The organism is Paraburkholderia xenovorans, from assembly GCF_046030735.1.
Taxonomy (GTDB): Bacteria; Pseudomonadota; Gammaproteobacteria; order Burkholderiales; family Burkholderiaceae; genus Paraburkholderia; species Paraburkholderia xenovorans_A.
Genome location: NZ_JAQQBV010000003.1, coordinates 238442 through 264158, shown reverse-complemented (window position 1 = coordinate 264158; position 25717 = coordinate 238442). Strand labels below are relative to the sequence as shown.

Below are 25717 nucleotides of genomic sequence, written 5' to 3'. Positions count from 1 at the left end.
GACGCGCGTTCTATATCATTGCAGCGCTGATTTCCTTATTCGAATTTATTGGTTGATTTTTAATTCTCACAACATTCGTTAAATGTCGTCGTCGCCTGACGCAGGGCAGTTCGAAGTTCTTCCAGAACAACATGAAAAATAATCGACCAGGGCGGATTCCGCCGAGGCAGTATGGGCGCGTGACGCCGCCGCGCAGAACGGCGTTCGTGATCGCCGCCGCCGCACTGTTTGCCACTCACGCGGTATATGCGCAAACGGCAGCGCCCGCTGCGCCTGCCAATGTCGCGACGCCGCCCGATGAGCTTGCGTTGCCCACAGTGACCGTCACCGGCGCGCGCAGCGATTCGTATCGCGCGCGTTCGGCGTCCGTCGCCGGATTCGATTCGGCGCCGCTGCAGGACACGCCCGCGTCGATCAACGTGATCACGCGCGCGGTGATCGAAGATCAGCAGGCGAAGCTGCTCAGCGACGTGGTTCGCAACGACGCATCGGTCAATAACGATTACGCGCCGGTCGGCTATTACCAGGGATTCACGATCCGCGGCTTTCCGATCGATCTTGCCAGCGCGATCAAGATCAACGGCCTGACGATCTCCGGCGAGCAGAATGTCGCGCTCGAAAACAAGGAGAGTGTGGAGATTCTGAAAGGGCTGGCCGGCATCGAAAGCGGTGTGGTCGCACCCGGCGGGATCATCAACTACGTGACCAAACGTCCTGAAGATGTCGCGAGCGTTACCGCCGACGTGGATAGCCGCGGCTCGACTTCAGCCGCCGTCGATCTCGGTAAGCGCTTCGGCAACGACAATCAGTTTGGAATCCGGATCAATGCGGCGAAGGAGAACATTCACTCGTACGTGGACGGCGCCAACGGCCGGCGCACCTTCGGCTCGATCGCGGCGGACTGGGTCATCAGCCCGCGCGCGAGCCTGCAATTCGACGCCGAATTCCAGCAGTTGATCCAGCGTTCGGCGTCCGGCTACCAGTTGCTGGGCGGCACGGTGGTGCCGTCGGCGCCGTCCTCGTCGAAGCTGCTCGGCGCGCAACCCTGGGCCAAACCGGTGACCACCGATGCGTTGAATCTGAACACACGCTTCGACTACAGCTTCAGCGATAACTGGCAGGGTTATATCGCCGCCAGCCGCAGCCACACGATGATCGACGACAACACCGCGTTCGCGTACGGCTGCTATTACGTGGCGAGTTGCGGCGCGGGCGGCACGTCCCCTTACTTCTTCAGCGCCAACGGAGACTTCGACGTCTACGATTACCGCAGCCCCGGAGAATATCGTCGCAACGACGAGGTGCAGGCTGTGCTCACCGGCAAATTCGCGACCGGACCGATCAGGCATCAATTGACGTTGGGGATGAGCGTCGAACGGCGGGTCGTCGATCTGTCGGATGCGGTGTACGACTATGTCGGCAGCGAAAACATCGATGGGCCGGACCAGACATTCGCGCCTTCGCCGAATTCTCCGAGCGCGTCGTTCCGGCAACTCGATTCGCGGCAGTACTCGGTGTTCGGCACCGACCGGATTGCGTTGAACGAACACTGGCAGATTCTCGCCGGAGGACGTGGCGTGTTGCTGCGCCAGCGTAGCTGGACGGAAATCGACGGCCCGTCCACCACGACGGACCGCTCCATCTTCCTGCCGCAGGTCGCGGTGGTGTACAAGCCGGTCGCGCCGTTGTCGCTGTATGCATCGTATAGCAAGGCACTGTCGCTCGGCGACCAGGCGCCGGTGCGTGCGAGCAACGCCTACGCTTTTCTGCCGCCGGTGGTGTCCAATCAGACCGAAGTGGGCGCCAAGTACGATTGGCTCGATCGCCTGAGTCTCACCGCGGCGGTGTTCTCGATCAGCAAGCCGTTCGAATACGCGAAGCCCGATTCCAGCGACGCCGGCTACACCTTCGTGCAGCAGGGCACCGAGCGCCACCAGGGGATCGAATTGAGCGCTGCGGGGCGCGTCACCGAGCGCCTGTCGCTGACCGCGAGTCTCGCCGCGATTCGCGCCCGCGCGTACGACTCGGGCACGCCGGCCTACGAAGGCCATCAGGTGATCAACGTGCCGCGATTGAGCGCAGCGCTCTACGCGGATTATGCGGTGCCTGGCGTCGCCGGTCTGGATCTGCTCGGCGGCGTCAATTACAGCGGCAGCAAAGCGGCGAATGAGGAAGGCACGGCGAGCGTGCCGGCGTATTTCGTGTTCAATCTCGGCGCGCGCTACACGACGAAACTCGGCGGACACAAGACCGTGGTTCGACTCGCGATCGACAATCTGTTCAACAAGTACTACTGGCAGGACGCCGGCGAGCAACAGGGCGACGCCTATCTGTTCCTCGGCGCGCCGCGTACCGCGCGCCTCTCGGTGACCTACAACTTCTGACATGCACGAACAATGGATTTACAGGCAGGGGTTTCACGCATGACCAGGATCAGCGTAATGCTGGAATACTTCCACCCCTGGACCAACTCAGCGGGCTTCTATCTGGCTCGCGACGAGGGCTGGTACGCCGAACTCGGACTCGATGTGGAGATCGTCGTGCCGGACCCGCATCGCGGTGACGCGCTCGCGCATCTGGCGCGGCACGATGTCGATTTCGGCGTGTTTCCCGCCAACCGTCTGTTCGTTCAGCGCGAGCTCGGCAATCCGCTCGTCGGTATTGCCGCGATCAATCACCGCGGGCTCGAGACCATTCAGACCATCGCGTCGACCGGCATCGAGCGGCCGCGCGATCTCGCGGGCCGGCGACTCGCGCTCAATCCGACGCCGCGCGGAATTGCGATGGCGCGTCACCTCGTGGCGGCCGACGGTGGCGATCCGCAGCAGATCATCTTCGTCGACAGCGGGGTGCGCGAATTGCAACCGGATAGCTTCGAGTCGGGCGAGGCGGATGCGTCGTTCGGCAGCTATTGGGCATGGGACACGCTGATCGACACACATGTGCCAGATGCAGAACGCCGCATCTGGCCTGTCGACGAAATCGGCGCGCCCGCGTATCACAGCTATCTGCTGGGCGCACACGAAGAGACGCTGGCGACGCGCGGCGAAGTGGTGCGCCACTTCCTGCGCGCAACCGAGCGGGGCTATCTGGCGGCGGCCGCCGATCCGCTGCGCGCGTTGCCGGTATTGGAGCGTACGATTCCGTATTTCCGGCGCGCGCTGCTGACCCGTTCGCTGCCGTTGATCGCGTCGACGTGGACTCATGAAGGCGAGTGGGGCCGCCAACGCGACGCGCTTCTCGGCCCTTACGCCGAATGGCTCGCCAGTCATGCGATCTTGCGCGATCCCGCGCAAAGCCGGCATGCGTGGACGAACGCCTTTCTGCCCGACGGCGCGCGTTGATGATCCAAACCACCCGAACTACACGAACCACACGAACCGCACCTTCCCTGACACGAGGCGACTACGATGTCCGTTCTTGAAATCATTGGCGTGATCGTCAGCGCGTTGGCGATCTGGCTGACCGCGCGACGCAAGATGCTGTGCTGGCCGGTCGGGCTGGTTTCGGTCGCGTTGTACGGCTGGATTTTCTACGACGCGAAACTCTATTCGGACATGCTGTTGCAGGGCGCATTCGCGGTGTTGCAGGTGTACGGCTGGTGGCGCTGGCTCGCGCAACAGCGCAATGACGAAGCGCCCGCGAGCGGCGGCGAAGTTCGAGTGCGGGTGGTCCCGCTGATCGGGTTGCTGCCGGGACTGCTGGCGGCGGCCGTCGGCAGCGTTGCGCTCGGCTGGCTGATGGCGCGCTTGACCGACGCCGCGTTGCCGTTCGTCGACGCTTCGCTCACGTCGTTCAGCCTCGTCGCGCAGTACTGGACCGCGCGCCGCTATATCGCGTCGTGGTGGCTTTGGACCGCGGTGAACGTCGTATACGTCGGCATGTTCGTGTTCAAGGGGCTTTATCCGACCTCGGGGCTGTACGCGTTTTTTATCGTGCTGGCCGTGATCGGATGGCGTGACTGGAGCAAGGCGCTGGAAAACGACGCGCCGACGCCCGACACCGGCGATCACGACACGGCGGCGCGGGCGGCTTGAACCAGGCGCGCTACGCGAGCCACAAGAGCCAGAAGAGCGGCTTTCCGAACCCGAACCCGTTCACAGGAAAATAGTTTGATATCCAGACAATCGAACGATGCCGGGCACCCACGCGAGGACGAACCCGCCAGGGTCCCGACGCCAGATGCGCCGCCGCAATTCGGCGTCAGCGGCGAGAAGGCCGAGCGCGACTGGCCGCTGATGACCCGCGACGAAGTCGAGCGCGTGCTTGCCGGCTATCCCGCGATCGGTCCGGTGGCGAGGCTGTCGTGGCATAGTCCGCGACCGTTTTCCGCGGCGGTTCTGGTGACTACCGTGCGGGGCGAGGTCGTCTTCGTCAAGCGTCATCACGTCAGCATTCGCGACGTCGAAGGCTTGCTGGAAGAGCATGCGTTCATTGCGCATCTTCGCGCGCGCGGTGTGCCGGTGGCCGATGTGTTGGCGAACCGCGAGGGCGTGACAGCCGTCACGCAGGCCGAGTGGACCTATGAGCTTCACGGCGCAGCGCCCGGCGTCGACGCCTATCGGGGCGCGATGTCGTGGACGCCGTTCGCTGATGTTTCTCATGCGTATTCGGCGGGGCGAGCGCTGGCGCGTCTGCATGCCGCCGCTGCGGACTACCCGGCGCCGGCGCGCGCGATCCGGCCGCTGCTATCGAGCTTTCGCGTGCTGAGTTGCGCGGATCTGTCGGCTGCGCTCGATCGCTGGGTCGCCGCGCAGCCGTTGCTGGTGAGTTCGCTTGCTACGCGCGACTGGCGTGCCGACATCGCGCGGATCATCGCGCCGTACCATGCACGCCTCGTGCCGTTATTACCGGCCCTCGCGCCGCTGTGGACGCACGGCGACTGGCATGCGTCCAACCTTCTCTGGACGGATGATGCGCCCGGCGCCCAGGTCCGCACGGTTCTCGATTTCGGTTTGTCGGACAAGACCTGCGCGGTCTACGATCTCGCGCTGGCGATCGAGCGCAATGCGATCGAATGGCTGGAGCCGTCCGAGACGCGCCACGTGCATCTCGATCACGTCGATGCGTTGCTCGACGGCTACGAGTCGCTCGCGCCGTTGAGCGACGACGAATCCGCCGCATTGGTCGCGCTGTTGCCGATCGTCCATACGGAGTTTGCGCTCTCTGAAGTTGCGTACTTCGAGGGCATTCTGCAGTCGCGTGAAACGGGGGACGTCGCGTACGACGGCTATCTGATCGGTCACACACGCTGGTTCGAGCAACCGCAAGGGCAGGCGTTGCTGGCGTTGCTGGAACGTCGTGCGCGGCGGCCCAGGGAGACGGTATGAACGACAGCATTCGCGACCCGCGAGACAGCGGTGCAGGCGGGGCGAACGATGACCTGCGCGCCCGCATGCTGATCGACCCGCAAGCGCTCCTGCAACGTCTCGACGACGACACAACCGTAGTGCTCGACGCGCACGTCGATCTGCCATCGCCGCGTTTCGACGGCGACTATCGGGTGACGAGCGGTTATGACGCGTGGTTAGCCGAACGTATCCCCGGCTCACGTCATGCGGATCTGATCGATGCGCTCTCCGCGCCTCATGCGAGTTTGAGCTTCATGCGACCCACGTCCGATGCGTTGGCCGACGCGCTCAGCCGACTCGGTGTCGGTGAAGGCGCACGCGTGGTGGTCTACGACCGCGCCGACGGTTTCTGGGCCGCGCGGCTGTGGTGGCTTTTGCGTTGGATCGGCATCGATGCACAGGTGCTCGACGGCGGCTGGCAGGGCTGGCTCGCGGCGGGACTGCCGACGCAGCGTGGTGCTGCGTCGCCCGTGGTTGCGCGGCCGCTCGTCGCGCGGGTCAGAGAGGGCTTGTGGGCGGCGCGCGAAGACGTCGAAGCGGCGCTCGCGGGCCGTTTGTCGCGCACGTTGGTGTGTGCGTTATCGGAGGCGGCTTTCTCGGGCCGTGCGCCGAGCCGGTATGCGCGCCGTGGGCATATCCCCGGCAGCGTCAATCTGCCCGCACGCGATCTGTTCGATGCGCAAGGCCGCTACCTCGCGCAAGCCGAATTGCAAACCGCGCTTGCGTCGCTGGATGCGAACACGCCGGTGCTGCTGTACTGCGGCGGCGGCATTTCGGCCGCCGTCGACGCGCTCGCACTGACGCTGACCGGCCGCACCGATGTCAGCGTCTACGACGGTTCCTTGCAAGAGTGGGCGGCCGATTTCACGCTGCCGCTCGAAATTTCAGACTGAACGCCTGAACAACTGAACGCCTGAACGCCGTACCACGCATCGCGCCGCGGCCGGCATCCCGCCTCATATCGCATTCACACACTCACCCCTTCCTTCAACGCGACATTCTCGACGACTTGCCCGTCTTCCAGCTTGATGCGGCGATCGGCGAGATGGAAGTAGCGGTCGTCGTGACTGATCGCGAGCACCGTCTTGTTGCGCGCGCGCAGATCGGGCAACAGCACCTGGTAGAACACGTCCTTGAACGCCGGGTCCTGGTCGGCCGCCCATTCGTCGAATACGTAGAACGGCCGGTCTTCCAGATAGGCGACCACGAGCGCCAGCCGCTTGCGCTGACCTTGCGACAGATCGCGCGTCGAGAACGCGCCTTCGCTCACGCGCACCTTGTGATCGAGGTGCAGACGCTTGAGCAACTCGTTGCCGAGCCGGTCGAGTCCTTCGCGCGGCAGCCCGACCAGCGAATCGAACAGATGGAAGTCCGAGAAGATCGCACTGAAATGCTGGCGATACGCGTCGCGCGATGCGTCGTCCACAAGCCGGCCGTCGATCCGGATTTCACCGCGCTCCGCGACGTAGAGCCCTGTCAGCAGTTTGGCGAGCGTGGTCTTGCCGCTGCCGTTGCCGCCGACCAGAAAGACGATTTCACCCGGCACGAACGACAGGTCGATCGGTCCGAGCTGGAAGATCTCGTCGGCGCGTTCATGGTAGTAGCTGTGTTGCAGGCCGCTCACGTCGATGCGCGTGAACGACGGCGCGACGTTGGCCGTCGCGGCGGTTTCTTCGTTGTGCATCTGCTGCACGGCCGTCTCGATCCGTTCGAGCGCGACGCGCGCGAGTTGCACTTGCGGCAAGTTGTTGAGCAGGCTGTCGAGCGGCACCATCAGGTAGAGAAACACCACCACGAAGCCGGAACTCGTATGCGGGTCCAATCCGGCGTAGCGCGTGAAAAAGAACGTCGTCACGCCGATGATCACATACAGCAGAAACAGCCCGAAGTTGCTTGCGCCGGTGTAGATCAGCATGCCGCGCACCCGGGTCGCGCGCACGGACTCCAGTGCGGGGCTCAACACGTTGTCGAGAAAATCGTCGCCGCGCGCGCGGTTCAGTTTCAACTCCTTCGCGCCGGCGATCAGCGAGCCGAAATAGCCGAGCGACGCATCCTGCAGGCGTCCCGCTTTGCGCAGATGCACCATCGCGCGGCCATGCGCGAGGTGAAACGCGAGCGAGCCGAGCGCGAGCGCCGCGGCGACGAACAGCAGCGTGCGCCAGGACAGCATGCCGAGATACACGAGGCTGCCCGCCACGATCGCGCCGTTCATCACGATGATCGGCAAGCTGGCGAACAGCGTGGCGACGAGCGCGGCGTCGTCGCTGGCGAGCGATTGCAGGCGCGCGGCGCCGATCGTTTCGAGCTGCCGGTACGGCGCGCGGCGGATATGCGTCGACAGATGCCGGCGCAGGCTCGCGAGCGTCGTCTGGGTCAGATTGACGAACACCGACACGGCGACGAGCCGCAACAGCAGTGCCGCGCTGCAGACCGCCAGAAAGCGCCAGCCGAGCCCCGGCAACTCGGCGGCCGGAACGTTGAGCGCCGTATTCAGCAGCGCGACCAGCGCGACGCCCGCGAAGCCGCTCAGAATGCTGGCTCCAGTGGCAAGCGCGAGCCGGCCGCGCACCTGGCCGATCAGCAGGGCCAGCGTGCGCGGAGGTTGGGATACGTTGGGTCTCATCGAATTCCTGTCTGCTGATGGTGGGATGCCTGCCGCCGCGGGGCCGCCGGCCGTCCTTGCCGGGTTGACGAACCAGCGGACGAAACAGCAGACCTGACAGCGCAATGTGAGCGCAAAGCGCGGCGTTCTGCTGTTTAGACGAACGAGCGCCAGAAAAAAAAACCCCGCCCGCGGACTGTACATTTTTGCCTGCCGTTCGTCAGGAGGGTGTCGCTGCTCTCTTGCCGGTTTTCGCCGGACTGACATGGCTATTCAAAACGCACATACCGCATCCACGCATTCCTCATCGGCGCGTCCGCGACCGGTTCACGAACTGATCCGCGAGCGCGCGAAGCAGCGCCCAGGCGCGCTCGCCATCGTGGACGGCACGCGCCGCATGACGTTCGCCGAACTCGACGCCGCCTCCGACGTGCTGGCCGCGCGTCTTGCCGCACGCGGCGCCGGCCCGGAAGTGCCGGTGGGTGTCAGCGTGAAGCGCTCGGCCGAACTGTTCGTCGCGCTGCTCGCGGTGATGAAGGCCGGCGCGGCATTCGTGCCGCTCGATTTCGCCTATCCGCGCGAGCGTCTCGACTATATCGCGGCCGACGCGGGCATCGCGCTATGGCTCGTCGGCCCCGGTATCACGGCGTCCGAAGGCTTCGATCCGGCGCGCGTGATGGCCTTCGACGGCTTCGACGGCGCGTTGGCGTCCGTGCCGCCGGTGTCATTCGCCGGCGCAGTGCATGAGCGTCAGCTTGCTTATCTGATCTACACGTCGGGCTCGACCGGCGCGCCGAAGGGCGTGGCCGTCGAGCACGGTCCGCTGTCGATGCATTGCGAAGCGATCGTCGAGCGCTATGGCGTCGTGGACAACGACATCGTGCTGCATTTCGCGTCGGTCAATTTCGACGGCGCGCACGAAGGCTGGCTGGCGCCGCTGATTGCCGGCGCGGCGATCGTCGTCAGTGGGGATGCGTTGTGGGACGCCGCGCAAACCGTGGACGCGATCCAGCGCGAGGCGATCACCGTGGTCGCGTTTCCACCGGCGTATCTGCGACAGGTGGCCGAATGGTGCGCGGCGCGCGCGATCCGGCTGCCGGGCGTGCGGTCGTACACGACGGCCGGCGAAGCGATGTCGCGCGAGACCCACGTGGTGATCGACGCGGCGCTCGCGCCGCCGCGGCTGGTGAACGGCTACGGTCCGACCGAGACGGTCATCACGCCGCTGCTGTGGACGAGCGACGACGCAACCGGCGTCGGCGACAGCGCTTATCTGCCGATCGGCACGCCGGTAGGCGAAAGACATGTCGCGCTCGATGCGCAGGACGATAACAACGATAGCGACGCGACAGCGAGCGCACCCGCCGCGCCGACACGGCGCGGCGAACTGCTGATCGGCGGCTACGGACTTGCTCGCGGCTATCACCGGCGCCCCGCGCTGACGGCCGAGCGTTTCGAACCGGATCCGGACGGCGCGCCAGGATCGCGCCGCTATCGCAGCGGCGACGTCGTCGAAGCGCTCGCCACCGGCGGCTACGCGTATCTGGGCCGCACCGACGATCAGATCAAGCTGCGCGGCCTGCGTATCGAGCCGGGCGAGATCGAGCGCTGCCTGCTCGGTTGCGACGGCGTGCGCGAAGCCGCCGTGGTGGTGCGCGAGACCGCGGCCGGCCGTCAACTGGTCGGCTATCTGGCGGCGGGTGTCGATTCGTCCGGTGCGGCCGCCGACGTCGCCGATCTCTCGTTGCCCGACGTAAGCGCCGCGCGTGCGCGGCTGGAAGCGCAGTTGCCCGCGCACATGGTGCCGGCCAGCCTCGTCGCGCTGCGCAAGTTGCCGCGCCTGCCGAACGGCAAGCTCGACCGCGCGGCATTGCCCGCCCCCGAGATTCCACGCGCGCCTTATCGGGCGCCTTCCGGCGAAGTCGAACAGACGCTCGCGGGAATCTGGGCCGGTCTGCTGAATGTCGCGCCGATCGGCGCCGACGACCATTTTTTCGAGCTCGGCGGCAATTCGTTGCTGGCGGCCAGCTTGCAGGCGCTCGTGCGTGAGCGTCTGCAAGCAGATTTCGCGATCGAGACGTTGTTCGACGCGCCGCGCCTCGCCGACCTCGCACGCCGCATCGACGGCGAACGCGACACGGGCAACGACGCGCAAGCGCGTGCGCTCGCCGAGATCGAAGCCTTGTTGAGCGAAGAGGAGCGTAACTGATGCAGCAGTTCGACAAACACGCGCTGGCGCGCCGCATTGCCGCGCTCGCGCCGGATGCGCGGGGCCGTCTTCTGAGCGCGTTGGCGGAGAAGGGCATCGATTTCGCGATGTTGCCGATCGTGCCCGCGAAGACGCTTCACGCGGAACGCCCGCTGTCGTTCCAGCAGCAGCGGATGTGGTTCGTGTCGCGTCTCGGCGGCGCCGAATCGGCGTTTCACATTTCCGGCCTGCTGCGCATGGACGGCGCGCTCGACCGCGTCGCGCTGCAACGCAGTCTCGATAGCCTCGTCGAGCGCCATGACACGCTGCGCAGCCGCTATGCGGAAGATTCGGCCGGCGTGCCGTGGCAGACGGTCGAACCGCGCGTTGCGACGCCGATTGTGTTCAGCGATCTGCGTGACCTGCGCGATCTGCCCGCGGCCGAACGCGAGCGCCGCGCGCAGGCGCTCGCCCGCGACGACGCGAACCGCCCGTTCGATCTCGCGGCGCCGCCGCTGCTGCGCGCCCGTCTGATCGCACTCGACGAAGACCGCCATTGGCTCGCGTTGACGATGCATCACATCGTGTCCGATGGCTGGTCGGGCGACATCATGCTGCGCGAGCTGTGCGCGCTTTATGCGGCGCTCGCCAATGGCGCAACGGAAACCGCGCCGCAGATGCCGCTGCCGCCATTGCCGATCAGCTACGCCGACTACGCGCTGTGGCAGCGCGATCTGGCGGGCACCGGCGTGTTCGCACGGCAACTCGATTACTGGCGCGAACAGCTCGGCGCCGGCGGCGCGCGTCTGCCGCTCGCGACCGACCGTCCGCGAGCGGCGGTGCAGAGTTTTGTCGGCGCGCGGCTGCGCTTCACGTTGCCGTCCGCGTTGTCGGCGCAACTGCGCGCGCTCGCGCTGGCTCGCGACACCACGCTGTTCAACGTACTCCTGACGGTTTTGCATGCGGTGCTCGCACGCCTGAGCGGCGAAACCGATATCCGTGTCGGCGTGCCGAGCGCGAACCGCGCGCGCGCCGAACTCGCGCCGCTGGTCGGTTTCTTCGTCAATACGCTGGTGATTCGCGCGACGCCCGCGCCGGACCTGCCGTTCGACGCGCTGCTCGCGGCCACCCATCACGCGATGCTCGACGCGCATGCGAATCAGGACGTGCCGTTCGAACAGATCGTCGAAGCATTGCAGCCGGATCGCAGCCTGTCGGCCAATCCGCTCTTCCAGGTGAAGTTCACGCAGCAACTGCCCCTCGTCGCGCATACGTTGCCGGGCGGTTTGACGGTGACGCCGTTCGCGCTCGACGACGACGCGACCCGTTTCGACGTGGGTCTCGACGTGACGGATTTGCCCGACGGTATCGAAGGCGTGGTCAGCTACGCGAGCGAACTGTTCGACCACGCGACGATCGAGCGTCTTGCCGATGCATTCGCCGGTGTGGCCGCGCAGATCGCCGAAGTGCCGCAAACGCCGGTTGGCCGCCTGACGCTGCCGGGTGCGCGCGACGGAGCAAGCGGCGCGGCACGCGCGTGGCCGCATGACGACGTGGTGTCGGCATGGCGTGCGCAGGTGGCGGCGCGCGCGGACGCGCCCGCACTGCATACCGACGCCGCCGGCGCAGTAACGCGCGCCGAACTCGACGCGGCGACCGATCGGATCGCACGACGGCTGGCTGCGCTCGGCGCGCGCGCGGAAAGCCGCGTTGCGTTGTGCGCGCCGCGGTCGGCGGCGTTCGCGATGGGACTGCTCGGCATTCTGAAAAGCGGCGCGGCCTATGTGCCGCTCGATCCTGCCGCGCCACCCGCGCGTCTCGCGGAAATGCTGGCCGACAGCGGCGCGCGGTGCGCGCTCGGTTTCGGCGAGGGCGTCGACGCGTTGCGCGCGGCAGGCTGCGAGCCGCTGATCCTGACCGGCGACGCGGCGGCGCCGTTGCTGGACGAATCCGTCGCAGAACCCGCGGGTGCTCGGGATGACGCGTTCAGCGCGCCGCGCATTGCCGCGCAGCAAGCGGCCTATCTGATCTACACGTCGGGGTCGACCGGCAAGCCCAAGGGCGTGCTGATCAGTCACGGCGCGTTGGCCGACTACACGCAGGGTGTAGTCGAGCGCTTCGCGTGGGACGCGAATCTGCGCATGGCAATGGTCTCGACCGTCGCCGCCGATCTGGGCCACACGGTGTTGTTCGGCGCGCTTTGCAGCGGCGCCGCGCTCTATCTGCCGGACGCCGATTGCGCATTCGACCCGGGCCGCTTCGCCGATTACATCGCGCGTCATCGGATCGATGTGCTGAAGATCGTGCCGAGCCATCTCGGCGCGTTGCTGCAAGCGGAGTGCGCGGCCGACGCGCTGCCCGCGCACGCGCTCGTACTCGGTGGCGAGCCGCTGCCGGCGTCGCTGGTCGAGCGGGTGCGCGCGCTGAAACCCGCGTGCCGGATCTTCAATCACTATGGGCCGACGGAAACCACGGTCGGCGTGCTGGCGACTCAGGTCGGCGAAAGCAGCGTCGGCGCCGAAGTGCCGATCGGCCGGCCGCTGCCCAATGCGTATGCGCAGATTCTCGATGCGCGGCTCGAACCGGTGCCGGTGGGCGTCGAGGGCGAGTTGTATCTGGGCGGACCGGGCGTCGCGCGCGGCTATCTGGGCCGACCGGGTCTGACGGCCGAGCGCTTCGTGCCCGACCCGCGTGGTTCGGGCGAACGGCTCTATCGCAGCGGCGATCGCGCGCGCTGGACCGCCGACGGTTCGGTGATGTTCGTCGGTCGCGCGGACGATCAGGTGAAGATTCGCGGCTATCGCGTCGAGCCGCGCGAAGTCGCGCACGTGTTGCGCGGCCACGCGGATGTCGCGCAGGCCGAGGTGATCGCCGTGCCGCGCGACGACGGCGCTTTGCAACTGCTCGCTTACTTTGTTGCTGCTGCGGGTCGAGTGGTCGAGCCCGGCGCATTGCGCTCGCATCTCGCTGCGCAATTGCCCGATTACATGGTGCCCGCGCAGGTGATTGCGCTCGAACGCATGCCGCTCACGCCGAACGGCAAGCTCGACCGTCGCGCGTTGCCCGCGCCGCAGCCCGTGGCGGACGCTGCACCCGCCGACGAGTTGCCGCAAGGCGAAACCGAGCGCACGCTCGCCGATATCTGGCAGCAGGTGCTGCGACTGCCGGCGGTGGGCCGGCACGCGAATTTCTTCGATCTGGGCGGCGATTCGATTCTCAGTTTGCAGATCATCGGACGGGCGCGGCGTGCAGGGTTGAAGCTCACACCGCGTCAGGTGTTCGAGCAGCAGAGCATCGCCGCGTTGGCGCTGGTCGCGGTGCCGCTTGCCGCGGCGGCCGCGAAGCCGAAGGTGGCCGATGCGGCGCGCGTGGTGCTCGATTCGGCGTTGACGCCCGCGCAGGCGCGGTTTTTTGCGCTGGATCTGCCTAACCCTGCGCACTGGAATCAGTCGGTGCTGCTGCGTTGCACGACGCCGCTCGATCCGGTCGCGCTGGATGCGGCGTTTGCGGTGCTGATCGCGCGTCAGGATGCTTTGCGTCTGCGGGCTGCGCGAGGGGCGGATGGGCGTTGGGAGGTGCGGGCAGTTGTGGCGAGCGATGTGGCGCGGGGGCAGGCGCTGGCGCAATCGCAGGTGCTGGCGCAATCGCAGACGCTGGCTCAAGCGCACACGCACGCTCCAGTGCCTGCGCCGAGCATCGAACATCGCACCGCTGCCGATCACGCCGATCTCGAACGCCAATGCGACGCCGCGCAGCGCAGCCTCGATCCCGCAGCGGGCGTAGTGCTGCGCGCACTGCATCTGAACTTGCCGAATCAGCTCACGTCCGATTCCGGCGAGCGTCTGTTCATCGCGATTCACCATTTGGCGGTCGACGGTGTGTCGTGGAGCGTTCTGATCGACGAACTGGAGTTGGCCTACGAGGCGGCGCTGGCGGGCCGCGCGGTCGACTTGCCCGAGCCTGGCGTAAGTCCGCAGGCGTGGGCAGCCGAATGGCAGCGGCGTCTCGCCAACGGCGCGCTTGCCGACTCGGCGAGCGCATGGCTGGCAGCGGGCGAGGGCGTCACACCCTGGCCGCTCGATTCCCTCGGACGTAGAGAAGCCGCGGACCCACTGCTCGAACACGAACGCACACACGACAACGCTCCGCGCGTCGCATGCGTACGCAGCGCGCTCGACGCATCGGCCACGCAAGCATTGCTCGCGCTGCCCGGCGCCGAACGGCGTCTGCATATCGACGACCTGCTGCTGACCGCGTTCGCCCAAGCGTTGGCGCGCGCGGCAGGAAAGACGGATACCGTCGTATGGACCGAGGTGGAAGGCCACGGCCGCGACGAACTGGCGGCGTACCGCGATGTGCCGGACTTGAGCCGCAGCATCGGCTGGTTCACCAGCCTCTATCCGGTCGCGCTGAGCGCCGTCGACGATCTCGCCGTGGCGCTCGGACGCAATCGCCAGCACCGCCACTCGCTGCCCGACGACGGCGTGAGCTTCGGTCTGCTGCGCGAACTCGGCGATCCGTCGACCCAGGCGCGGCTGCGCGCATTGCCGCTGCCGACGGTGCGCTTCAATTATCTCGGACGCATCGACGCGGGCGTCGATGCGTCGGGCCTGTTTGCATTGAGCGACGAGCCGCGCGGCAGCGAGCGCGATCCGCTGGCGCCGCCGCCCGTCGGTCTCGCGCTCGATGCGCGAGTGCAGGACGGCCGGCTTCACGCCGACTGGACCTTCGATACCGCGCGTTGCGCGCAGGCCCACGTCGACGCGGTGGCCGCTGCATTCCAGCAGGCGTTGCACGAGTTGATCGCGTTGTGCACGCAGGACGGCTTCGCGACGCTCGTGCCGATCGATTTCCCGGCCGCGCCGCGCGGCGTCGAACAACTGTCCGGATTGCCGGCGTCGCGCACGCGGATCGAAGATTTGTATCCGTTGTCGCCGATGCAGCGCGGCATTCTGTTCGAGGTGCAGTACGCGCCGGACGAAGCGCGCTATCTGAACCAGTTCGCGCTGACGCTGGACGACCTCGACGTCGCGCGTTTCGAGGCGGCGTGGCAAGCGAGCTTGCAGCGGCATCCGGTATTGCGCACGGCGATCTGCGCGACGACCGGCGCGGTGGATGCCGACGGCGTCGACATCGCGCTGCAATGGGTGGACCGCGCGGCGCGCATGCCGATCGAGCGGTATGACTTGAGCGCGTCGGCGGCGCCCGAGGCCGAGCTTGCCCAGCTCGCGAAGCAGCATCGCGAGACGCCGTTCGATCTGAGCCGCGCGCCGTTGATGCGGGCCGCGCTGGTGCGGCTGCCGGATCGACGCTACCGGTTCCTGTGGACACGTCACCATCTTTTGCTCGACGGCTGGAGCAGCGCGCGCGTGCTGGCCGAAGTGGTCGCGCGGTATCGCGATCCGGGTTCGGCCGCGTGGTCGACGGCGGTGCCGCGTTATCGCGACTACATCGGCTGGCTTACGGCGCAGCGCGCGTCGCTCGACGAAGCAGGGCGAACCTTCTGGCGCACTCGCGTCAACGCGCCCGACGCGCCGACTCTGTTGGCCGCCGCGTTGCCTGCGCCGGTCGTGAATCCAACCGCAAATCCGGCCGCAAATTCATCGGCAAGTTCATCGACGAAACCTGCCGACGCGCCGCGCCACGATCATCTCGACCTCGGCTGGAGCGAAGCGCAGACCGCGTCGCTCACCGCGTTCGCCCGCGCGCAGCGCATCACGCTCAACACGCTGTTGCAAGGTGCGTGGCTCGTACTGCTACAGCGCTACACGGGCCAGGCCACCGTGGCGTTCGGCGCGACGGTGGCCGGCCGTCCGGATGCGCTGCCCGGTGCGCAGGAAATGGTCGGGCTGTTCATCAACACGCTGCCGATCGTGCGCGAGGTTGCGCCCGGCGAGCGCCGCGATGCGTGGCTGCGCGCGCTCCAGGACGAAAATCTCGCGCTGCGTGAACACGAGCACATGCCGCTCGCGGAGATCCAGCGTTTGCGCAACGGTGGCGGCGTGCTGTTCGATACGTTGCTGGTGTTCGAGAACTATCCGCTCGATGCATCGCTGCACGAACACGCCGACGATCCGCGCGCATTGCGCTACAGCGACGTGGCCACGGTCGAGACGACCGGCTATGCGATGAGCGTCGTGGCGACTGTCGAGTCCGGGTTGCGGGTGCGGTTCGGCTTCGATACCGCACGCTTCGAGCGCGTCGCGGTCGAGCGGCTCGCGGTGCATTTGCGCGAGGTGACCGCGCAACTGATGGATCCGTCGATCGTCACGCTCGGCGACATCACGCTGCTCGATGCGGCACAACGCGCGATCTTCGAACGCGATAGCGTGGGTCCTGTGTCGGCGCCTGTGAGCGAGCCGGTGCATCGTCTGATTGCACGGCGTGCGCAGGCGATGCCGATGGCGATTGCCGTCGCTTGCGGCGATGTGCAACTCGATTACGCCGCGTTGGAGCAGCGCAGCGACCGGCTCGCGCGACGTCTGCAAAGCCTCGGGATCGGCACCGAAGATCGCGTCGCGATCGCGTTGCGGCGCTCGGCCGACATGCCGGTTGCGATGCTGGCGGTGTGGAAGGTTGGGGCGGCCTATGTGCCGCTCGATCCCGAGTATCCGCTCGACCGGATCGCGTACGTGCTGGAAGACGCCGGCGTGCGAGCCGCGATCGCCGACGATGCGGGGCGCGCGCGCTTGCCGTCGTCGCCCGAAGTGCCGATCGTGGCGCCGGACGAAGCCGAAGCGGGCGACTACACCGGCGCGGGCCACGCCGTCACCGCGCCGCCGCGCCCCTTCGCCCTAACCCAGGCCGCCTACGTGATCTACACCTCAGGCTCGACGGGTCGTCCGAAAGGCGTCGTTGTCACGCATGACGCGCTCGCCAACTTCATGCAGGCGATGCAGCGCTCACCCGGTCTCGATAGCAGCGACAGCTTGCTCGCCGTGACCTCGTTGTCCTTCGACATCGCCGTGCTCGAACTCGTGTTGCCGTTGATCGTCGGCGCACGCGTGCACATTGCGCAACACGACGAGGCGCGCGATCCCGCTTTCCTGACACGCGCGCTCGCCGAAGCGACCGTCATGCAGGCGACGCCCGCCACCTGGCGGCTGCTCGTCGAAGCCGGCTGGCAGCCGACACCGGCGCTGCGCATGTTCTGCGGCGGCGAGGCATTGCCTGCGGATCTGGCGACCGCGCTCGCGGTTCCCGGCGCGCAGTTGTGGAATCTGTACGGACCGACCGAAGCGACGATCTGGACGAGCGCGGCTCGCATCGACACCGTCGAGCCGATCAACCAGTCGATCGGACGTCCGATCGGAAACACCACGCTGTATGTACTCGACGCGGCATTGCAGCCCGCGCCGGTCGGCGTGGCCGGCGAGTTGTATATCGGCGGCGCGGGCCTCGCACGCGGCTATCACCGGCGCGCCGCGCTGAGCGCCGAACGTTTCGTGCCCGATCCGTTCGCGTCGGCCGCAACGCCGGGCGCGCGGATGTACCGCAGCGGCGATCTGGTCCGCTGGCGGCCGGACGGCGGCGTCGAATATCTGAGCCGTATCGATCAGCAGGTCAAGGTGCGCGGTTTCCGCATCGAACTGGGCGAGATCGAAGCCGTGCTGGCCGGCGAGCCGGGCGTGCGGCAGGCGGCGGTCGTCGCGCGTGAAGGTGCCGGCGGATTGCGTCTGCTCGCCTACGTGTGCGCGAGCGCCGGGCGTACACCCGACGTGCCGCTGTTGCGCGCGGCGCTCGCGAGCCGCTTGCCCGCTTACATGCAGCCGGCGCACATCGCGATCCTCGACGAGATGCCGCTCACGCCGAACGGCAAGCTCGATCGCCGCGCGCTTCCCGATCCGCAAGACGACGACCGTACGGACGCCGCGAGCGAACCGCGCACCGCCTTCGAAGACGACATGGCGGCGATCTGGCAAACGCTGCTCGGCGTGTCGACGATTACGCCGGGCGACGATTTCTTTGCGCTCGGCGGTCATTCGCTGCTGGCCACCCGGCTAGTCGCGCAAGTCGCCGCGCATTTCGGTGTCGAGTTGCCGCTGCGCACGGTGTTCGAAGCGCCCACGCTGCGAGCGTTCAGCGCGTGCGTCGACAGTGTCCGCGGTTCTGCTGCAACAGAGGAATCGCTCGATCAACTCGATGCTTTGCTGGACGAATTGAGCGTGGATTGAGCGAAAGCGAGTCATGCGCGACGCGTCACTTTACATTTGATAATGATATTGATTATCATTTGAGTTTGTCACGTCATACGAAATATTGGGTGAACTCAAGGCCGCGAAGATGGGGATCGCACGCGCCTCGAGTGACGAATTGCAGACCACACGGGATAAAAATGACAGCAGGGTTTCAGAAGAAAACACTGGCCATTCTGGTCGGAATGATGGTGGGAACGGTGCCGGTATGGGCCGCGGACACAGCGGCCACGACCGCCTCGCCCGACGACACCGCCAACGGCACGAAGCCGGGCGCCGGCGCGACCAGCACGCTGCCGGGCATCAAGGTGCAGAGCGACCGGGAACGCGCGGACGGCCCGGTCAACGGCTTCGTGGCGTATCAGGGCAGCGCCGCGACCAAGACCGGCACGCCGATTCATGAAACCCCGCAATCGATCTCGGTGATCGGCCGCGACCAGCTCGACGACCGCAACGTCACGACGCTGAACGACGCGCTTCACTATACGGCGGGCGTCGCCACGTATTACAGCAACGACACCCGTAACGACGCATTCAACATTCGCGGCTTCAGCTCCGACTTCTTCTATCTCGACGGCTCGCGCCTGCCCGCCGTGCCGGGCCGCGCGCTCGACCAGTGGCGCGTCGATCCGTATCAGCTCGAACGCATCGAAGTGGTCAAGGGGCCGTCGTCGGTGCTGTACGGCCTCGGCGAGCCGGGCGGCGTGGTGAGCATGGTGTCGAAGATGCCGACCGACTACACGCGCGGCCAGGTCGATCTGCTCGCGGGCAGCTTCAACCACTACGGCGTGGGCATCGACACCTCCGGGCCGGTCGACGCCGACAAGCGTCTGCTGTACCGCTTCATCGCGCAGGAAACCTATAGCCAGAATCAGGTGGACTCGGTGCACGGCACGCGCACGCTGGTCGCGCCGTCCGTTACGCTGCGCCCGAGCGCGGACACGTCGCTCACGCTGATGGCGACGTATCTGCACGACAACACGATGGATTCGAACAACTTCCTGCCGTACTACGGCACGGTTGCGCCGACCATCTTCGGGCAGCACATCTCGCCGAGCCTCGCGACCAGCAACCCGAACTACGAAAACTACGACAAGACGCAGTATTCGTTTTCCTACCTGTTCGAGCATCACTTCGATCCGAACTGGACGTTCAAGCAGAATTTCCGCTACTCGCACCTCGACCTGAACAACCAGGCGCTGTTCGGCTATGCATTGAGCGCCGATCAGCAAACGATCCAGCGCGCGGCGATGAATCTGCAGTCGAGCTTCAACGACGTCGACGTCGACAACCAGTTGCAGGGCAAGGTGAAGACGGGGCCGGTCGACCACACGGTGCTGGTCGGCTTCAACTTCACGAACCAGAACTTCTACGATAGCGAAGGGTATTCATACGGTCATCCGCTGAATCTGTACAACCCGACCACGCTGAACGACCCGATCATCGCGCCGTCGTTCAACGACACGCAGTTGCATCAGGTGCAGCGCCAGTTCGGCGTCTACGTGCAGGACCAGATGAAGTACCGCAAGTGGGTTCTGGTGTTGAGCGGCCGGGAAGACTGGGTCTCGTCGACATCGAAGGAACTCGTGGCGGGCACCAACACCGACCAGCACAACAGCGCGTTCAGCGGTCGCGCGGGCCTGATGTACCTGTTCGATTCGGGTATCGCGCCGTACGTCAGCTATTCGACGGCGTTCACGCCGGTGATCGGCACGAGCGCGTACAACACGCCGTTCACGCCGCTGCGCTCGAAGCAGGTGGAAGTGGGCGTGAAGTATCAGCCGACCTTCATGAACGCGACGTTCTCCGCCGCGCTCTTCGATCTGCGTCAGAACAACGCGCTGACCGACGCGCCTGATCCGGCGTTGACGGGCAGCGTGCAGACCGGCCAGATTCGCAGCCGCGGTCTCGAACTCGAGGCCACCGCCGAACTGACCGAAAATCTGAAGCTGCTCGCCGCGTACACGTATCAGGACGTCGGCATCACGCAGGGCAGCCCGCTCGATCCGACTGTCGGCAAGACGCCGACCGCAACGCCGCGCAACCTGGCGTCGCTGTGGCTCGACTATTCGCTGTCGGCGGGTCCGCTGCGCGGCCTCGGTTTCGGCGCGGGCGTGCAGTACGTGGGTTCGTCGTTTGCGACTTCGGATAACTCGTTGTCGGTCGGCTCGTTCACCGTCGCGGACGCCGCCGTGCATTACGCGATTCCGCACTGGCGCTTCGTGCTGTCGGCGAACAATCTGTTCGACCGCACGTATGTGGCCCGTTGCGGCAACACGACTCGTTGCCAATACGGCGAACGCCGCAACGTCCTGCTGACTGCCCGCTATTCGTGGTAAGCGCGTGGTAGGTATCACGTCGCACTGCTCGCAAGCCGCCGCCAGGGAGCTGTCATGCGCATGAATGAAGTCCACGCCGCAGCCGCGCTGCGCGCGGAAAATCTGACCGTCAGGCTCGGTGCGCGCACCGTGCTCGACGGTTTGTCGGTTGCGTTCGAAGCCGGCAAGATCACCGCGTTATGCGGTCCTAACGGTTGCGGCAAAAGCACGTTGCTGCGCTCGCTCGGCGGGCTGTTGCGGCCGGGCAGCGGTCAGATCTGGCTCGACGGCCGCCCGCTCGGCGGCTTCGCGCCGCGCGAACGGGCCCAGCGCCTCGCGATGCTCGCGCAGAATCCGCTGGTGCCCGAAGGGATGCTCGTCGAAGAACTCGTCGCGACCGGGCGGTACTGCTACACCGGCATCGGCGCGCGGCCCGGTCCCGACGATACCGCCGCGATCGAACGTGCGATCGAACGCACGCATCTGCAGGCGCTGCGCAAGCGCGATCTCGTGCAGTTGTCGGGCGGCGAACGGCAACGCGCGTTCATCGCGATGGCGCTCGCGCAAGGCGGCCGCGTGTTGCTGCTCGACGAGCCCACCACCTTCCTCGATATCCATCACCAGGTCGAAGTGCTGACGCTGATCCGCGATCTCGCGCGCGAGATGTCGCTGACGGTGGTGTGGGTGCTGCACGATCTGAATCAGGCGGCCTTCTTCAGCGACGAAATCATGTTGATGAAGGACGGCAGCATTCGCGCGCGCGGCGTCCCCGAAACGATCATGCAACCCGAGGTGCTCGAACCGGTATTCGACACGCCGATGCGGCGTCTCACCGTAGACGGCGAACCCGTGTGTCTGCCGCGGATGGCGCCATGAGCGCCGCCGACACCGCACACTCGGCGCACGGGGCGGAGGCGGCGGGATTGCGGCCGCGGCTCGATCTGTATCGCTATCTCGCCGCGGGCGGTTTCGTCGCGCTGGCCGCCATGCTCGCGTGGAACACGCTGTTCGCTTACGGGACGCCCGCAACCGGCTGGGCGGTTTTCGGCGAGCCGGCATCGGCGGCGCGTTTGCTGTTTCTCGATCTGCATCTGCCGCGCGCGCTGGCCGGTGCGCTCGCGGGCGCCGCGTTCGGGATGGCCGGCGCGTTGCTGCAAACCGTCACGCACAATCCGCTTGCGTCGAGCGATCTGCTCGGCGTGACGACCGGCGCCCAGCTCGGGCTGGTCGCGACTTTCATCTGGAGCGCGCTGCCCGTCGCGCCCACCATTTTTGCGGGCGGCCTGATCGCCGCCGCGCTGACCTTCGCGGTTGCCGGCGGCTGGCGCGCGTCGCCGCTCAGAATGACGCTGGCCGGCGCGGCCACCGCGCTCGCGCTGAACGCGCTGCTGAGCCTGGTGCTGACGATCAGCGACGACTCCGCCGTCAGCATCGTGCAATGGAGCACCGGCTCGTTGCAGCAGATCGGCGCGGGCGGGATCGCAACCGCCGCGCTGCTCGCGCTGCCGGTGCTGGCGCTGGCGTTGCTGCTGGCGCGCGGCCTCGATCTGATCCGTCTCGGCGACGAGCAGGCGAGCCTGCTGGGTCTGCGGCCTCAGTTGCTGCGGGCGTCGTGCGTGTTGCTCGCCACCTGGCTGACTGCGATCGCGATCGGCCGCGCCGGGCCGGTCGGCTTCGTCGGGTTGATCGCGCCGAATCTGTTGCGCGCGGCCGGCATGCATCGGCCGTCGCGCCTGATTCCGCTATCCGCGCTGTGGGGCGCGGTGCTGCTGCTGATCGCCGATGCCGTCGTGATCGCTGCCGGCGACGACGGCCTGTTGCCGCTCGGCGTGATGACCGCGTTGATCGGCACGCCGGTGCTGCTGGTGATCCTGCGCCGAAGCGCGGCGCCGAGCTCCGCGCGTCTGACGATGAGCGTGGCCGACGCTCGTGCCCGCGCGGTTTCGCCGCGGCGTTTGTTCTGGGGCGGCGGCGCGGTGCTGCTCGGCGTGCTCGTCGTCACGGCTTCGCACGATTCGAGCGGCGTGTCGCTGCCGGCGCTGCTGCACGGCGTGCTGGCCGGCGACGCGCGGGCACTGGCGCTCGCCGAACTGCGCGTGCCGCGCACGCTGATCGCGATGCTCGGCGGCGCGCTGCTCGCCGCGAGCGGCACGCTGTTGCAAGGCATGACGCGCAATCCGCTCGCCGGTCCCGAGATGTTCGGCGGCACTGCGGCCGCCAGTCTCGCGATGCTGCTGATGATGCTGCTCGTGCCGTCCGCTTCCGCTTCGATGGCGTTCTGGGGCGTGCCGCTTGCGTGGGCCGCGTCCGCTGCGGCGCTTGGCTTCGTGATTGCGCTCAACTGGCGCGGCGGGCTCGAACCGATGCGCGTCACGCTGACCGGTCTCGCATGCTCCGCATTGCTGGCCGCATTCCTGAACGTCGTGTTGTTGCAGTTTCATGTGCACATTACGCAGGCGCTCAGCTGGCTCGTCGGCAGCACCTATGCGCAGGGCTGGGGCGCGCTCGCCGCGATGCTGCCGTGGGCGATCCTCTCGCTGCCGTTCGCATGGCGCGCGGGACGCTGGCTCGAACTGCTGTCGCTTGGCGATGCGTCGGCGGCGTCGCTCGGACTCGATGTGTCGCGCGTGCGGCTCGCGTTGCTCGCGGTGGCGAGTTTGATGACCGCGACGGCGGTGTCAGGCACCGGCCCGGTCGCGTTCGCCGGGCTGATCGCGCCGCATGCCGCGCGTCTGCTCGGACTGCGCGGGCAGCGTCAGCAGATCGGCGCGTCGATGCTGATCGGCGCGCTGCTGCTGGGTGTGGCCGATTGCATCGGGCGAGTCGCGTTTGCGCCGCGCGATCTGCCGCTCGGCATTCTTACCGCCGCGCTCGGCGCTCCTTATTTTCTGTGGCTGCTGGCGCGCAGCTATTTGCGGCGTACCGGCTGATGAGCACCGCACTGAACTACGAAGCGCTGCTCGCGCAACCCGCGCTTGCAGAACTGCGCGACTACTGCACATTCGCGGACGACGGCCTGCGCCGCGTGCCCGGCACGATCCTGCTCGATCCGGACGCGCTCGCGCAGGAACTGCAACGCTGCGCCGAGCGCGATCGCGCAGCCGGCGTGCGTGTCGCGGACGATGCCCCGCGAGCGGGCGCGGCGTCGCAAGCGAAGATGTTGACGCGGGCTTACGCGTCCGAGTGGTCGATCTATTTTGCCGGCACGATGCTGTATCTGGTCGCGGTGCCCGCGCTGCTGTTGAACGCGGTGCCGGATCTGTCGCTCGCGGCGCTTTCGTTTGCGCCTGAGGGCTATCCGAAAAGCGCGCGGCTTGCGCGTGAATTGCAGCCGGTCGGCGCCGATCTTGCGTCGCGCTATCGCGTGTTGCTCGGCGACGTGTTTCCGGCGCTCGTGAATTCGTTGCAGCGGGCGAGCGGAATCTCCGCCGATATCTTGTGGGTGAATCTCGCGACGCGCATCGATACGGTGTTCGTGTCGCTCGCCGAGCATGTGCCTTCGCTCGCCGATGCTGCGCTGGCCGAACGCGACGCGTTGTTGTCCGCGCCGCTCGCGCTGGACGGCGTGAGCGAGAATCCGTACCGCAACGCGTTCCGTTTGCAGCACGATGTGCATCCGCTCGCGTCGGAGCCGTTTCGCGTGCGGCGCAATTGTTGTTTGCGCTACGCGTTTGAAGATCATTTCAAGTACTGCACGACCTGTCCGCTGCTGCGCAAATTGCCGATGGCGGAGCGGGATGCGCATTTCGACAGGCTGGCGGCGGTCGAGCATGATCACGACCACGAGCACGAGCACGAGCACGAGCACGAGCACGAGCACGGCCATAAACACGCTCACGCCCACGAAAAAAGCCCCCCGCACGCCGATCCGCATGAACCCGCTCGCCGAGGCACGCATCATGAATAGCACCCGCCGACGCCTGCTCGCCGCCTCGCTGGCATTGCCGCTCGTCGGCTGCGGCCGTTCATCCAGCGCGATCGTAAAGACGCCGCTCGGCCTCAGCTCCACGAACACGACCACCGACGCACGCCGGATCGTCTCGCTCGAATTCGTGTTCACCGAATCGCTGCTCGGCCTCGGCCGCGCGCCCATCGGCACCGCTGACCCCGACGTCTATCGCCGATGGGTCGGCATCGACGCGCCCGCGCTACGCGACACCGTATCGGTCGGCACGCGTCAGCAGCCGGATCTGGCTGCGATCGCCGCGCTGCGTCCCGACCTGATCGTCGGCTATGCGCAGCGTCACGCGCGGATCGCCGAGCGGCTTGCGAGCATTGCGCCGACCGTGATCTACGACCTCGAACCGCCGCCCGGCGAAGACGACGCGTACACACGCCTGCTGCGCGTCTACGACGATCTGGCGAGCCGCGTCGGCGCACAGCAGGCGGCCGGCGTGCTGCGCGGCAAGCTCGACACCGCGCTCGCCGCCGCACGCACACACGTGCAGACGCTGGGCCTCGCGCGCCGGCCTACCGCGCTGATGTCGCCGCTTGCGAGCGACGACGGCTTCTGGGGTTTCGACCGGCGCAGTTCGGTCGGCGCGTTGCTGGACCACGTCGGCCTGAGCAACGCATGGTCGACGACCTCGGTCCGCCGGATGGGCGTGCGGCTCGGCTTCGACGCGTTGTACGAGCATCCGGACTGGATGCTGCTGTTGCTCGATGCGCCGGACCAGCCGCTTTACACGGAACAGTTGTGGCGCGAGTTGCCCTCGGTGAAGGCGGGGCGTGTCGGTTATCTGCCGCGCAGCACGTGGACCTTCGGCGGTCCCGTCGCGATGACGACTTTCGTGGAGCGTGTCGCCGCCGCGCTGCCGCCGCTCGATCGCACTGCTCCTCACGCTGCTGCGGCATGAGCATCGCCAGGTAAATAAATAAACTCGACGTCGATGCATCAGCGTCCATGCTCGGCGTCGAGCGTGTCATGCCGATGACGTCAACGCATTCACCTAAGCGTGCTGCACGCATAGCGGTTTTCTGATCGAAAACGACGCTATCGCCTGACCCGCGCATCACACGCTGTACGCGTCATCCACGACGCATACACGCATCCAGTCCCACCG

The 25717-nt window shown here is 66.8% G+C and carries 13 protein-coding genes; 12 read left to right on the top strand and 1 reads right to left on the bottom strand.

From position 1 onward, the window contains the following. Positions 1-131: 131 nt before the first annotated feature. The 5 genes from PQQ51_RS04325 to PQQ51_RS04305 all read left to right on the top strand — a co-directional run bounded on the left by PQQ51_RS04325 (position 132) and on the right by PQQ51_RS04305 (position 6244). Positions 132-2384: a TonB-dependent siderophore receptor gene (locus PQQ51_RS04325; RefSeq protein ID WP_408495120.1), complete on the top strand. Its 2253-nt coding sequence runs from the start codon at positions 132-134 to the stop codon at positions 2382-2384. Between the two features lie 39 nt (positions 2385-2423). Beyond that, positions 2424-3344 (top strand): ABC transporter substrate-binding protein, encoded by a 921-nt coding sequence (locus PQQ51_RS04320; RefSeq protein ID WP_408495119.1) that lies wholly within the window; start codon positions 2424-2426, stop codon positions 3342-3344. Positions 3345-3410: 66 nt separating this feature from the next. Continuing rightward, a complete protein-coding gene (pnuC, locus tag PQQ51_RS04315) occupies positions 3411-4037 on the top strand; it encodes a nicotinamide riboside transporter PnuC (RefSeq protein WP_408495118.1) in 627 nt (208 codons plus the stop codon). 75 nt (positions 4038-4112) lie between these two features. Continuing rightward, positions 4113-5330 (top strand): phosphotransferase enzyme family protein, encoded by a 1218-nt coding sequence (locus tag PQQ51_RS04310; RefSeq protein WP_408495117.1) that lies wholly within the window; start codon positions 4113-4115, stop codon positions 5328-5330. Next, on the top strand, positions 5327-6244 hold the full coding sequence (locus PQQ51_RS04305) for a sulfurtransferase (protein WP_408495116.1): 918 nt from the start codon (positions 5327-5329) through the stop codon (positions 6242-6244). Before PQQ51_RS04310 ends, PQQ51_RS04305 begins: the two co-directional genes overlap by 4 nt. A gap of 74 nt (positions 6245-6318) precedes the next feature. Here the strand turns inward: PQQ51_RS04305 and PQQ51_RS04300 are convergent, their stop codons facing one another. Further along, entirely contained in the window at positions 6319-7974 is a 1656-nt protein-coding gene (locus PQQ51_RS04300) for a cyclic peptide export ABC transporter (protein ID WP_408495115.1), read from the bottom strand. Positions 7975-8218: 244 nt separating this feature from the next. Between PQQ51_RS04300 and PQQ51_RS04295 the strand changes: the two genes are divergently transcribed. The 7 genes from PQQ51_RS04295 to PQQ51_RS04265 all read left to right on the top strand — a co-directional run bounded on the left by PQQ51_RS04295 (position 8219) and on the right by PQQ51_RS04265 (position 25510). Then, complete coding sequence (locus PQQ51_RS04295; protein ID WP_408495113.1) at positions 8219-10162, top strand: amino acid adenylation domain-containing protein; 1944 nt, start codon at positions 8219-8221, stop codon at positions 10160-10162. Continuing rightward, on the top strand, positions 10162-18315 hold the full coding sequence (locus tag PQQ51_RS04290) for a non-ribosomal peptide synthetase (protein ID WP_408495112.1): 8154 nt from the start codon (positions 10162-10164) through the stop codon (positions 18313-18315). Before PQQ51_RS04295 ends, PQQ51_RS04290 begins: the two co-directional genes overlap by 1 nt. Before the next feature lie 161 nt (positions 18316-18476). Beyond that, positions 18477-20675, top strand: coding sequence for a TonB-dependent siderophore receptor (locus PQQ51_RS04285; protein ID WP_408495111.1), 2199 nt, complete (start codon positions 18477-18479; stop codon positions 20673-20675). Positions 20676-20735: 60 nt separating this feature from the next. Then, on the top strand, positions 20736-21530 hold the full coding sequence (locus tag PQQ51_RS04280) for an ABC transporter ATP-binding protein (RefSeq protein WP_408495109.1): 795 nt from the start codon (positions 20736-20738) through the stop codon (positions 21528-21530). Continuing rightward, entirely contained in the window at positions 21527-23584 is a 2058-nt protein-coding gene (locus PQQ51_RS04275; protein WP_408495107.1) for an iron ABC transporter permease, read from the top strand. Before PQQ51_RS04280 ends, PQQ51_RS04275 begins: the two co-directional genes overlap by 4 nt. Next, positions 23584-24561, top strand: a complete 978-nt coding sequence (gene fhuF / locus PQQ51_RS04270; RefSeq protein WP_408495106.1) for a siderophore-iron reductase FhuF — start codon at positions 23584-23586, stop codon at positions 24559-24561. Before PQQ51_RS04275 ends, fhuF begins: the two co-directional genes overlap by 1 nt. Next, positions 24554-25510 carry an ABC transporter substrate-binding protein gene (locus tag PQQ51_RS04265; RefSeq protein ID WP_408495104.1) on the top strand — a complete coding sequence of 319 codons (957 nt, stop codon included), beginning with the start codon at positions 24554-24556 and terminating at the stop codon, positions 25508-25510. Before fhuF ends, PQQ51_RS04265 begins: the two co-directional genes overlap by 8 nt. The last annotated feature ends 207 nt before the right edge of the window (positions 25511-25717 follow it).

What these genes read in the sequence shown, in the direction of transcription:
- PQQ51_RS04325 (WP_408495120.1), top strand. Translation starts at nt 132, where the DNA reads ATGAAAAATAATCGACCAGGGCGGATTCCGCCGAGGCAGTATGGGCGC.
- PQQ51_RS04320 (WP_408495119.1), top strand. Translation starts at nt 2,424, where the DNA reads ATGACCAGGATCAGCGTAATGCTGGAATACTTCCACCCCTGGACCAAC.
- pnuC (WP_408495118.1), top strand. Translation starts at nt 3,411, where the DNA reads ATGTCCGTTCTTGAAATCATTGGCGTGATCGTCAGCGCGTTGGCGATC.
- PQQ51_RS04305 (WP_408495116.1), top strand. Translation starts at nt 5,327, where the DNA reads ATGAACGACAGCATTCGCGACCCGCGAGACAGCGGTGCAGGCGGGGCG.
- PQQ51_RS04300 (WP_408495115.1), bottom strand. Translation starts at nt 7,974, where the DNA reads ATGAGACCCAACGTATCCCAACCTCCGCGCACGCTGGCCCTGCTGATC.
- PQQ51_RS04295 (WP_408495113.1), top strand. Translation starts at nt 8,219, where the DNA reads ATGGCTATTCAAAACGCACATACCGCATCCACGCATTCCTCATCGGCG.
- PQQ51_RS04290 (WP_408495112.1), top strand. Translation starts at nt 10,162, where the DNA reads ATGCAGCAGTTCGACAAACACGCGCTGGCGCGCCGCATTGCCGCGCTC.
- PQQ51_RS04285 (WP_408495111.1), top strand. Translation starts at nt 18,477, where the DNA reads ATGACAGCAGGGTTTCAGAAGAAAACACTGGCCATTCTGGTCGGAATG.
- PQQ51_RS04280 (WP_408495109.1), top strand. Translation starts at nt 20,736, where the DNA reads ATGAATGAAGTCCACGCCGCAGCCGCGCTGCGCGCGGAAAATCTGACC.
- PQQ51_RS04275 (WP_408495107.1), top strand. Translation starts at nt 21,527, where the DNA reads ATGAGCGCCGCCGACACCGCACACTCGGCGCACGGGGCGGAGGCGGCG.
- fhuF (WP_408495106.1), top strand. Translation starts at nt 23,584, where the DNA reads ATGAGCACCGCACTGAACTACGAAGCGCTGCTCGCGCAACCCGCGCTT.
- PQQ51_RS04265 (WP_408495104.1), top strand. Translation starts at nt 24,554, where the DNA reads ATGAATAGCACCCGCCGACGCCTGCTCGCCGCCTCGCTGGCATTGCCG.